Here is a 10,835-nt window from a genome sequence, read left to right on the forward strand (position 1 = left end):
GTATCGTCGACGGGTATGGCCGCGAACGCATGCGCACGGCGCCGGCCGAAACCGCGCCCGAGGGCTGGTCCACCACCTATGGCCGCGACCGGATTCCGGAACCGGCGCCCGTCACCATCTACCAGACACGGCTCGGCGCCGGCCTCTTCTGGTTCAGCCTCTGCCTCTTCGCGCTACTGGCCTTCCTTGGCTGGAGACGGTAAGGGCAGTGGCACCCCCCAGAATGGGTGACCGGGGAGACGGATGACGGACAGCAAACTTCCGAGCGGCATAGACCGGGTTGTCGGCCAGAGGATTCGCTGGCGCCGGCGCGAACTGAAGCTGACCCAGGAACGTCTCGGGGAGATTCTGGATCTCACCTTTCAGCAGGTGCAGAAATACGAGAAGGGCGTGAACCGCGTCTCGGCCGGCCGGCTGTACGAGATCGCCGGTGTGCTCGGTGTGCCGATCAGCTATTTCTTCGAAGGCGCGGAAGAGTTCCTCGAAGCCGAGCAGGCAGAGTTTGCGGAAGACGAAGACGAGCCCCATGCCCCGGTGATGACGCCGGAAACGCTGGAGCTGATCGCCGCGTTCCAGAAGATCGAAGACATCTCGCTCCGCAAGTCGCTGCTCAATACGGTGCGGGCTGCAGCCTCAGCCTTTGATGGCCGCTCCAGCAGCCAGGACTGACATGCCCGGCCCCGACAAGGAATCCCTGAAAGCGCGTCCGATCCGCAGCTTCGGCCGCACCGGTGGCCGCCCTTTGTCCCCGCGCCAGCAGGCGCTGCTCGAGACCGGGCTCGGCGCATACCGGATTCCGGCGCCCGAAGGCGCGCTTGATCCGCGGGCGATGTTTCCCGGCAAGGCCGGCGTCTGGCTCGAGATCGGTTTCGGCGGTGGCGAGCATCTGATCCACCAGGCGCGCCAGCATCCGCAGACCGGCTTCATCGGCTGCGAGCCCTTCATTGAAGGCGTCGCCAAGGCGCTGGCGGGGATCGAGGATTACGGGCTCGGCAATGTCCGTCTGTGGCCGGAGGATGCGCGCATCCTGCTGGATGCCTTTGAGCCGGGCTCGATTGACCGGGCCTTCATCCTGTTCCCGGATCCCTGGCCGAAGCGGCGCCAGCAGAAACGCCGTCTGGTACAGCCGGCTTTCCTGGTCGCCCTGCACCGGGTGCTTGCGCCCGGCGCGCCCGTTCGCTTTGCCACGGATGTCGCCTCCTATGCCGACGAAGCATTGCTCGCCTTCCTGGGTCATGGCGGCTTCCGCTGGACGGCCGAACGGGCTGATGACTGGCGCCGTCCGCCTGCAGATCATGTCACCACCCGTTATGAAACCAAGAAACTCGGCGATTGCGCCCCGGTCTGGTTCGACTTCGTCCGAAGCTGAAACTGCAGATTTCCTTGACCTTTCGGGCGTTTTGTGAGCACTTGTGTGCCATCGAAACCGGTCGGTCTGAATATCAAGACCCCGTCAGACCGACGGCAATGACTTTCCCTCCTCCGCTTTCGATAGGCACCGGTATGGCGCATCCCGCGTCCGCCGCGGCCGGAATACGGTAAAGGAAGGCCTGCATGGCAACCGGAAAAGTTAAGTGGTTCAACGACCAAAAGGGTTTCGGCTTCATCAAGCCGGATGAGGGCGGCGCTGACGTCTTCGTTCACATCTCTGCGGTCGAACGGTCGGGTCTGCGCACCCTCGCCGAGAACCAGGCAATCTCTTACGAGCTCTACAAGGACGAGCGCCGCGGCAAGACCTCGGCAGTAGACCTGAAGATCCTCTAAGGGGTCGCCCCTTCCAAGGGGTCAGTAAGCAGCGGCTGGGAAACCCTCCCGGCCGCTGTTTTCTTCTGGCCACACATGCCCCCTCGACAGGGAGCCTTTTCGCGACTATCTAGCCGCCAAGTCGAAACATATCGGCGGCGGGTCCGGGAACGGGTCCGCCGTTTTTCTTTATCTGGAATTGCCCCGCCTCGCATGATCGCCCTGACAGAACAGGAACGCCGCCTGCTGGACCTGATCCGCCCCGTCGCGGAAGGCCTCGGCATGGAAATCGTGCGTCTGCGCGTTCAGGGTGGCCGCCGCCCGCACCTGCAGGTGATGGCCGAGCGGGCAGGGGGGGCGCCGACGGATGTCGAGGATTGCGCGCGTCTCAGCCGCGCCATGTCGCCGGTTCTGGACGCCGCGGACCCGATTTCCGAGGCCTACATGCTGGAAGTGTCCACGCCCGGCATCGACCGGCCGCTGACCCGCCCCGGCGATTTCGCCCGCTGGATCGGCCATGCCGTGAAGGTCGAGCTGGCCCGCCCGATTGATGGCCGGCGCCGGTTCACCGGCACGATCACCGGCGAGGACGAGGCCGGCGCACATATCGAACTCGATGACGAGACCGAACTCGTTGCCGGGGTCCATGAAATGAGCCGGGCGAGCCTTGTGCTCACCGACGAACTGATCGCCGCCGCGCGCGCCGCCGGGAACCTTCCGCCGCAGCCGGATGAAGACGACGAAACCCTCGCCGATTTCGAGATCGACGAGACTGAAGACGACACGGAAGAAGAGACAGGAGATCTCCAATGACCGCCATCGGCGTTTCCGCCAACCGGCTTGAAATCCTGCAGATCGCCAAGGCGGTCGCGGAAGAGAAGTCGATCGACCAGCGCATCGTCATCGAGGCGATGCAAGAGGCGATCGAGAAAGCCGCCAAGGCAAAGTATGGCCAGGAGCATGACATCCGGGCGAAGATCGATCCCGCGACCGGCGAGCAGACGCTGTGGCGCGTGCAGACGGTTGTCTCCGACGACAACTTTGAAGACGAAGCCAAGCAGCTGCGCCTTGCCGATGCGAAGAAGATCGACGCGTCGCTCGAGATCGGCAGCGAGCTGAAGGAAGAACTTCCGCCCTTCGATTTCGGCCGCGTTGCCGCCCAGACTGCCAAGCAGGTGATCACGCAGAAAGTGCGCGATGCCGAGCGCGAGCGTCAGTACAATGAGTACAAGGACCGTGTCGGCGAGATCATCAACGGCATCGTCAAGCGCGTCGAGTATGGCCATGTCATCGTCGACCTTGGCCGCGCCGAAGGCATCATCCGCCGCAATGACGGTATCCCGCGCGAGAACTTCCAGCCGAACGACCGCGTGCGCGCCTACCTCTACAAGGTCAGCCGCGAAGTGAAGGGCCCTCAGATATTCCTGTCGCGCGCCGCGCCGGACTTCATGCGCAAGCTGTTCGCCCAGGAAGTTCCGGAAGTCTATGAAGGCGTCATCCAGATCAAGGCCTGCGCCCGTGACCCTGGTTCGCGCGCCAAGATCGGCGTCATCTCGAACGACTCGTCCATCGACCCCGTCGGCGCCTGTGTCGGTATGCGCGGTGCGCGCGTGCAGGCCGTTGTCGGTGAGCTCTCGGGCGAGAAGATCGACATCATCCCGTGGAGCTATGATGCGGCAACCTTCATCGTGAACGCGCTGCAGCCGGCAGAAGTCTCGAAAGTGGTGCTCGATGAAGACGAGCGCCGCGTCGAGGTTGTCGTGGCTGACGACCAGTTCCCGCTCGCCATCGGCCGGCGCGGACAGAACGTGCGCCTCGCCTCGCAGCTCACCGGCTGGCAGATCGACCTGATCACCGAGTCGGCAGATTCGGAACGCTTCCAGAAGGAATTCCAGGAGCGCACCGAACTGTTCATGAAAGCTCTGGATGCGGACGAAACGCTCGCCCAGCTGCTCGCCTCGGAAGGCTTCGAGACGGTCGAGGAGATCGCTTTCGTTGCGCCGGAAGACTTCATCACCATCGAAGGCTTCGACAAGGACGTGGCCGAAGAGCTGCAGGAGCGCGCCCGCGACTTCCTCGAACAGCTCGCCGCCGAGAACGACGCCAAGCGCCGCGCGCTGGGTGTCGAGGATGCGGTGATGGACCTCGAAGGCATGACCCCGGCCTTCGCCGTGAAACTCGGCGAGCAGGGCATCAAGACGGTCGAAGACGTTGCCGGTCTCGTGCCGGACGACATCACCGGCTATCGCGAGCCGGGTCCGGACGGCAAGCCGGTCTGGGTCGAGGGCATCCTGAAGAAGGGCGAGATGCGCAAGGACGACGCCCAGATGTTCGTCATGAAGGCGCGCGTGATTGCCGGCTGGATCGAGCCTGAGGCGCTGGATGCGCTGATGGCCCAGCAGGCAGGCAGCGATCAGCCGGCAGCCGAGCTGACGGAAGAAGAGCGCGCCCTCCTGGCCCTTGGCGAGCTTGGCAACTCGGTCAGCGATGACGACGATGAAGAGGCGCTTGCCGAAGAGCTCGGCATTGATCTCGCAGACCTGCAGACGGAGGGCGGCGATGATGATGCCGCATCCCGAGAGTGATCCGCGCCTGACCGCAGACATCGAAGGATATGTTTCGGGCGAGGAAGACGCTTCCTCGCCTGAGCGCCTCTGCGCGGTGACGCGGGAGCGCCTGCCGCAGGACGCGATGGTGCGTTTTGTCCTCTCGCCGGACGGCGTGGTGACGCCCGATGTCGCCTGCCGCCTGCCGGGCAGGGGGGTGTGGATCACGGCGAAGCGCGAGCATGTCGAGACCGCGGCACGCAAAGGCGCCTTCGCGCGCGGCTTCAAGTCCGCGGTAACGGTGCCGGAACGCCTCGCCGACCTGGTCGAAACGCTGCTGGTGAAGCGGTGTGTTGATCTGCTCGGCCTCGCCCGCAAGGCTGGCCAGGCTGTGACCGGGCATGACCAGGTGCGCGATGCGTTGAAAGGCGCGCCTCCGGCCTTCCTGCTCGAGGCGGCGGACGGCGCCGAGGATGGGCGCAAGAAGGTGTATTTTCTGGCTAAAGCGCTATATAGCGGCGTGAAAGTGGCCGGTGCGCTCTCTGCGCAGGAATTGGGCATGGCTTTTGGACGCGACCGTGTGATACACGGCCTCGTCCGCCCGGGGGCCATCGCGGGAAACTGGGAAATCGCCTACCGGCGTCTCACCGGCTTTCGCAGGGCCCCTGAACTCGACTGGTTCCCGGAACCGGAGCAGTAACGGACAATCGCTGGACGCATGGGCGTACCGGCACAGAAGTGATATGTAGGACGAATGAGCGATAACAACGAATCTGGCAATTCCGGTGGCCGCAAGCCTCTGACCGTCGTGCGGAAGACCTCCGGCACTGTGAAGCAGAGTTTCAGCCACGGTCGATCCAAGCAGGTCGTCGTCGAGACGAAAAAGAAACTCCGCCCGGTCACGGCTGGCGGACAGGGCGGCGCGGCTGATGGTGCGTCGGCGCCGGCACAGACTGCTGCGGAATCGATGGAAGCCAAGCTCGTGGCGCTCGCTGCGAAACTCGGGATCACGGTCGATGAGCTGAAGGCGCGCCAGAAGGTGCTGGAGCAGCGCAAGGCCGAAGACGCCGTGCGCGCCAAGGACCAGGAGCGCGAGAAGGCCGCTCAGGACCGCCTGCGCACCGAGCAGGAACGCAAGCAGCAAGAATCCCGCGAACGGGAGGAAGCCGAATCCCGCCGCAAGGCGGAGGAAGAGGCGCGCAAGGCTGCGGAAGCTCTGCCGAAGGAGCGCACGGATCGTCCGGTCAAGGCCCGTCCGCGTACGGACGCTGTAGCCCCCGCTGCCGCTGTTCCGGTGGAAGATGATGATGCTGGCCGCAGCAAGCGCGGCAGCAAGGCCCCGAAAGATGACCGCGGCGACCGCGCCCGCGAAGCGGCTGCCCGCGGCCGGGATGCCGGCGAACGCCGCCGCGGCAAGCTGACGATCGCCTCGGCGCTCGGTGACGATGCCGAACGCCAGCGCTCCCTCGCCTCCGTGCGACGCGCCCGCGAGCGCGAACGCGAACGCAAGATGGGCGGCGCCGGAGATCGCGAGAAAGTCTCGATCGAAGTCACGCTACCGGAAACGATCACCCTTCAGGATCTCGCCGGCCGTATGAACGAGCGCGTCGCTGACGTCGTGAAATTCATGATCAAGCAGGGCGAGATGCTGCGCGGCAACGACATCATCGATGCCGACACCGCAGAGCTGATCGCGGCCGAGTTTGGCCACACGGTGAAACGTGTTGCGGAATCGGATGTCGAGATCGGCCTCGAAGGCCTCGATGATGATGAAGCGGACCTGCAGCCGCGCCCGCCGATCGTGACCATCATGGGCCACGTTGACCACGGCAAGACCTCGCTGCTCGACGCCCTGCGCAAGACGGATGTGGCCTCCGGTGAAGCCGGCGGCATCACCCAGCATATCGGCGCCTACCAGGTGCAGCTGAAATCCGGCGAACGGATTACGTTCCTTGATACGCCCGGCCACGCCGCTTTCACGGCAATGCGGGCCCGCGGCGCCAATGCGACGGATATTGCCATTCTCGTCGTCGCTGCAGACGACTCGGTGATGCCGCAGACGATTGAATCCATCAATCACGCAAAGGCCGCCGGTGTTCCGATCATCGTTGCGGTCAACAAATGCGACCTGCACGATGCCAACCCGGACAAGGTGCTGACAGACCTTCTGCAGCATGACATCCAGGTCGAATCCATGGGCGGCGTGACGCAGGCCGTGAAGGTTTCGGCGAAGACCGGCTTCGGTCTCGACGAGCTGACGGACGCGATCTCGCTGCAGGCCGAAGTTCTCGAACTGAAGGCCAATCCGGACCGTTCCGCCGACGGCGTCGTGATCGAATCCAAGCTCGACAAGGGCAGGGGCCCTGTGGCCACCGTTCTCGTCAAGCGCGGCACGCTGAAGCGCGGCGACATTCTCGTGGCCGGCGCCCAGTGGGGCAAGGTGCGCGCGCTCGTCGATGAGCGCGGCCAGCAGCTTGACTCTGCCGGTCCATCGCTTCCGGTCGAAGTGCTCGGCCTCGACGGCGCGCCCGATCCGGGTGAGGCCATCGTGGTGGTCGACAGCGAATCGCGCGCCCGCGAGATCACGGAATACCGTGTGCGGACGAAACGCCAGGTTGCCGGCAATGCCGGTGCGGCCGCCCGCGCCTCGCTCGACCAGCTGATGACCCGTCTCAAGGACGGCGCGGTCGAGACCCGCGAACTGCCGGTGGTTCTGAAGGCCGACGTGCAGGGCTCTGTCGAGGCGATCTCGATGTCGCTCGACAAAATCTCGACCGAAGAAGTCCGCGCCAAGGTCATTCATGGCGCGGTCGGCGGAATCTCCGAATCCGACGTGCTGCTTGCGCGCTCGTCGAACGCGCCGATCTTTGCCTTCAACGTCCGCGCCAACAAGCAGGCGCGCGACCTTGCGGAGCGTGAAGGTGTCGAGATCCGCTACTATTCGGTGATCTACGACCTGATCGACGACGTGAAGTCGACCCTCTCGGGTATGCTGGCACCGGAGAAGCGCGAGACCTTCCTCGGCTATGCCGACATTCTCGAAGTCTTCAGCATCACCAAGGTCGGCAAGGTTGCCGGCTGCCGGATTTCGGAAGGCAAGGTTCTTCGCGGCTGCGGCGTGCGCCTCCTGCGCGATAACGTCGTTATCCACGAAGGCAAGCTTAAGACGCTCAAGCGCTTCAAGGATGAAGTCTCCGAGGTCAATGCCGGCATGGAATGCGGCATGGCGTTCGAGCGTTACGAAGACATCCGCGTCGGCGATAAAATTGAATGCTTCCAGGTAGAGGAAATCGCAAGGACGCTGGCCTAATCTCGGATTATGAGCCGTGTCCTGACGATTTCCGGGCGGTTGCAGGACCGCCACCTGAAGCAGCTCGTCCGGATCAGCCGTGACAGCACTGTCGGGCCGACTGCGCTTTACTATGCCGGTGTTACTGCGCCGGTGGTGTCTGCCAGTGTCGCGCTCCTCGCCCGGAGGGTGATGATCGAACTTGGCCTTACGCCGTTCTGGCAGCTGATGGCATCGGCGCAGCTGGCCGCCCTGGCGGGCATTGCGTGGTACCTGATCTTCATGCGCTGGTCATACCGGCACCGGTCGGGACGCGGCACAGAGCGCAGTCTCGATACTGAAGTCTCCGCGTCCGAGGAGGGGCTTTCGGTGCGGCGCGGCCCGGTGGAAACACGGATCGGCTGGGAAGGCGTGCGCCGTACAATCCGGGGCTCGGACCACCTGGCGATCTTCATTGACGGCGCCGATGCCCTGATCATCCCCGACGACTGGTTTGGCGGTGACAAGGCCGCCAGCTTGGCCTTTACTGAATTTGTGACCTCGAAAGTAACGCCGAATGGCCCGTAAATCTGCTTCACCCGGACTGCCTTCCCAACGCCAGCTGCGCGCAGGCGAGATTGTCCGCCATGCGCTCGCCGAGATCATTGCGCGCGAGGATTTCCGGGATCCCGACCTCGCCGGCGTGCTCGTCACGGTCGGGGAAGTGCGCTGCTCGCCGGACCTGAAACATGCCAACATCTTCGTCACGCCGCTGGGCGACGATACCGAAGAAGGCCGCGCAAAGCTTGCCGCGGCGCTGAACCGGGCCTCCGCCTTCCTGCGTGGCCGGCTTGGCCGGGAGATCGAGCTGAAGTTCACGCCGGTGCTGAATTTCATCGCCGACAAGTCCTATGACGAGGCAACGGCCATCGACCGGCTGCTTGCAGATCCCCGCGTCCGCCGCGATCTCGGCAGCGAAGACTAGGTTTGCCCCGTTTCTGCCTTGATGCTTTGTCATTTGACTGGAGAGTTTCCGGGTCCAAGAGGGTGTCCGGGCAGAATGCCGGGGTTTGCGTATGAAACGACAGACGATAGACGAAGAGGGCGCGCGTCTCGGGGAAGTCTCCGCCGCTTCGCTGCAGCTTGGCGATGACACGATCGCCATCCGCCGGATTGCCACCATGTCGGTGGAACGCCACGAGTTCTTTCCGTGGAATACGCCGGAAAACCGCAAGACGCAGTCGGTTTACTCGACGCTCTGTGTCGCCTTCCTGTTTTTCGGCATTGTCGGCCTGATCGGGTGGCCGGTGATGGCCAGCAATCCGTCCGTCAGCGGCATGTCCCTGATCATCGGCGTTGCCCTGATGGTGCTCGGCCTGGCGCTCGGGGTGCGGGCGATGATGATCGCCGCGCGGCTGAAGGAAAAGCATCCCTATTTCCGCCTGATCATCGGCACCTCGGACGGACGTCAGATCCCGCTGGTCGACAATAACCGCGAAGTGCTGATCAAGATCCGCGATGTCGTGCGCTACAAGCTCGATACGGGCGATACCAGCGTGACTGGGGATTTCGATCTCAATCTCGACATCGTCAATCTTCGCCTGCCCAAGGCCGCCGCCGGCACGGCCTTGCCCCGGCAGGCCCCGGAGCGGGCCGAGATTGCCGCCCATGACGTCTTCGACGAAGAAGAAGACGCCCCGCCTGCCGGTCACTGATCTGCAGCGCAGCTTGCAGGATTGACGCAGGCCGTCCGGCAAGGCTATGCGGCGCGCTGAAGAGACCAACCGTCGCCGCGTTCGAACCGCGTCGCCGGAGCAAGTGGAGCTGAATGTGTCCCGCCATAGAAAACGTAAAGGGGAGCCGGTGACCGGCTGGCTGAACCTGTTCAAGCCGGTCGACATGACCTCGACCCAGGCGGTGGCCATCATCAAACGCCTGTTCAATGCCGAAAAGGTGGGCCATGGCGGCACGCTTGATCCGTTGGCGGATGGTATTCTCCCGATTGCGCTCGGCGAGGCGACCAAGACGGTCCAGTGGGCGATGGATGCCGAGAAGGAATATGTCTTCACCATCCGCTGGGGCATTTCGACGGCGAGCCAGGATGCGGAAGGTGAGGTGGTCGCCACCTCTGACCTACGTCCGGAGCGCGCGGCAATCGAGGCGGCGCTGGTGAAATATGTCGGCACCATCCGGCAGGTGCCGCCGAAATATTCCGCCATCAAGGTCGCCGGTGAGCGGGCCTATGACCTTGCGCGAGAAGGTGAGGCGTTCGAGCTTGAAGCGCGCGAAGTGACCGTGCATGCCGCGAAGGTGATCGGTATGCCGGATGCGGATCATACGGTGATCCATGTCGTTTCCGGCAAGGGTTTCTACGTGCGTGCGCTGGCGCGTGACCTGGCATTTGATCTGGGGGCGGAGGGGTTCATCAGCCAGCTGCGCCGCATACGGGTCGGTGCCTTTGATGCGCCGAGGGCTGTATCCATTGCGGACCTTGACGCACTGAAGGAAGACCGCGCGGCATTGATGTCAAAGCTGCGCCCGCTGCAGGCGGTGCTGACAGAGATGCCGCACCTCCAGGTCACGCCGCATGATGCAGGCAATCTGCGCCAGGGCCGTTCCATCGTGCTGCTGCCGCATGTGATCGAAAGGTGGCGCGAGACGCGCGCCGATGAGGAAGACCGCATGGCGCTGGCCGTGACCGGCGAAGACGCCGTCGCCCTCGGCGAAGTGCGCGCCGGGCATTTCGAACCCGTGCGGGTGTTTGCTTTTTGAGTTTTGCCAGGCGCTGTTTTTTTTATTTCGGTGCTCGGTGCTGTTGCTGAGCCTTTGAGGCTCAGCGCACCTGCGCCTTCGCTTTGCTCGTGGGGCGCTATGCGGTGAGCACAGCATATGTGACCGGACGCGGGGGAGCCGGCCGGTTTTTCTCTCTGATTTCTCGGAGCCCATCCTGAGCGAAGTCGAAGGATGGGCATGTGCCGCAGCGATGGCGAGCCCGCTCTATCCTTCGACTTCGCTCAGGATGAGCTCCGCGAAGGCGCGAGATGCGGCCTCTGGGTCCCGGCGTTCGCTGGGATGAGCGGATGGAATCTAGGATGTGTTGTGTGGGGCGAGGGCGCAGGCCCCCTCCTGTTGATTTCTGCTGAGAACTGACCCGGGGTTTCCATCGAGAACTGACCCGCCTTTTGACTATCTTTCGGGTTTCATTTCCGGGTCAAGATGATGCCTTCTCCTTTTTCGATTTCGGTTTCTGCGCCGAGCTGTTCTTGAACCGGAAGCTG

Annotated in this window: 11 protein-coding genes and 1 pseudogene; all 12 read left to right on the plus strand. The window is 63.8% G+C overall.

Annotation, left to right across the window (positions count from 1 at the left end):
• Nucleotides 1-203 (plus strand): annotated as a pseudogene (locus ACK4TE_RS15470) (apolipoprotein N-acyltransferase); the annotation flags it as partial.
• Nucleotides 204-243: 40 nt separating this feature from the next.
• Entirely contained in the window at nt 244-669 is a 426-nt protein-coding gene (locus ACK4TE_RS15475) for a helix-turn-helix domain-containing protein (protein ID WP_409912434.1), read from the plus strand.
• Nucleotide 670: 1 nt separating this feature from the next.
• Nucleotides 671-1,369, plus strand: coding sequence for a tRNA (guanosine(46)-N7)-methyltransferase TrmB (gene trmB / locus ACK4TE_RS15480; protein ID WP_409912435.1), 699 nt, complete (start codon nt 671-673; stop codon nt 1,367-1,369).
• Nucleotides 1,370-1,554: 185 nt separating this feature from the next.
• Complete coding sequence (locus ACK4TE_RS15485; protein WP_409912436.1) at nt 1,555-1,764, plus strand: cold-shock protein; 210 nt, start codon at nt 1,555-1,557, stop codon at nt 1,762-1,764.
• Nucleotides 1,765-1,956: 192 nt separating this feature from the next.
• Entirely contained in the window at nt 1,957-2,556 is a 600-nt protein-coding gene (gene rimP / locus ACK4TE_RS15490; protein WP_409912437.1) for a ribosome maturation factor RimP, read from the plus strand.
• A complete protein-coding gene (gene nusA / locus ACK4TE_RS15495) occupies nt 2,553-4,328 on the plus strand; it encodes a transcription termination factor NusA (RefSeq protein WP_409912438.1) in 1,776 nt (591 codons plus the stop codon). Before rimP ends, nusA begins: the two co-directional genes overlap by 4 nt.
• Nucleotides 4,303-4,989, plus strand: a complete 687-nt coding sequence (locus ACK4TE_RS15500) for an RNA-binding protein (RefSeq protein WP_409912439.1) — start codon at nt 4,303-4,305, stop codon at nt 4,987-4,989. Before nusA ends, ACK4TE_RS15500 begins: the two co-directional genes overlap by 26 nt.
• Nucleotides 4,990-5,043: 54 nt before the next feature.
• Nucleotides 5,044-7,599: a translation initiation factor IF-2 gene (gene infB / locus ACK4TE_RS15505; RefSeq protein WP_409912440.1), complete on the plus strand. Its 2,556-nt coding sequence runs from the start codon at nt 5,044-5,046 to the stop codon at nt 7,597-7,599.
• A 9-nt stretch (nt 7,600-7,608) separates the two neighbouring features.
• Entirely contained in the window at nt 7,609-8,145 is a 537-nt protein-coding gene (locus ACK4TE_RS15510) for a YcxB family protein (protein ID WP_409912441.1), read from the plus strand.
• Nucleotides 8,135-8,542, plus strand: a complete 408-nt coding sequence (gene rbfA / locus ACK4TE_RS15515) for a 30S ribosome-binding factor RbfA (RefSeq protein WP_409912442.1) — start codon at nt 8,135-8,137, stop codon at nt 8,540-8,542. Before ACK4TE_RS15510 ends, rbfA begins: the two co-directional genes overlap by 11 nt.
• 91 nt (nt 8,543-8,633) lie before the next feature.
• The gene (locus ACK4TE_RS15520; RefSeq protein WP_409912443.1) at nt 8,634-9,272 is read left to right on the plus strand and encodes a hypothetical protein; all 639 of its coding nucleotides are present in this window, start codon (nt 8,634-8,636) and stop codon (nt 9,270-9,272) included.
• 115 nt (nt 9,273-9,387) lie between these two features.
• Nucleotides 9,388-10,329 (plus strand): tRNA pseudouridine(55) synthase TruB, encoded by a 942-nt coding sequence (gene truB, locus ACK4TE_RS15525; protein ID WP_409912444.1) that lies wholly within the window; start codon nt 9,388-9,390, stop codon nt 10,327-10,329.
• The last annotated feature ends 506 nt before the right edge of the window (nt 10,330-10,835 follow it).

Source organism: Hyphomonas sp., assembly GCF_046313975.1.
Classification (GTDB): domain Bacteria; phylum Pseudomonadota; class Alphaproteobacteria; order Caulobacterales; family Hyphomonadaceae; genus Hyphomonas.

Coding starts and splice junctions, on each gene's coding strand:
- ACK4TE_RS15475 (WP_409912434.1), top strand. CDS start 244: ATGACGGACAGCAAACTTCCGAGCGGCATAGACCGGGTTGTCGGCCAG.
- trmB (WP_409912435.1), top strand. CDS start 671: ATGCCCGGCCCCGACAAGGAATCCCTGAAAGCGCGTCCGATCCGCAGC.
- ACK4TE_RS15485 (WP_409912436.1), top strand. CDS start 1,555: ATGGCAACCGGAAAAGTTAAGTGGTTCAACGACCAAAAGGGTTTCGGC.
- rimP (WP_409912437.1), top strand. CDS start 1,957: ATGATCGCCCTGACAGAACAGGAACGCCGCCTGCTGGACCTGATCCGC.
- nusA (WP_409912438.1), top strand. CDS start 2,553: ATGACCGCCATCGGCGTTTCCGCCAACCGGCTTGAAATCCTGCAGATC.
- ACK4TE_RS15500 (WP_409912439.1), top strand. CDS start 4,303: ATGATGATGCCGCATCCCGAGAGTGATCCGCGCCTGACCGCAGACATC.
- infB (WP_409912440.1), top strand. CDS start 5,044: ATGAGCGATAACAACGAATCTGGCAATTCCGGTGGCCGCAAGCCTCTG.
- ACK4TE_RS15510 (WP_409912441.1), top strand. CDS start 7,609: ATGAGCCGTGTCCTGACGATTTCCGGGCGGTTGCAGGACCGCCACCTG.
- rbfA (WP_409912442.1), top strand. CDS start 8,135: ATGGCCCGTAAATCTGCTTCACCCGGACTGCCTTCCCAACGCCAGCTG.
- ACK4TE_RS15520 (WP_409912443.1), top strand. CDS start 8,634: ATGAAACGACAGACGATAGACGAAGAGGGCGCGCGTCTCGGGGAAGTC.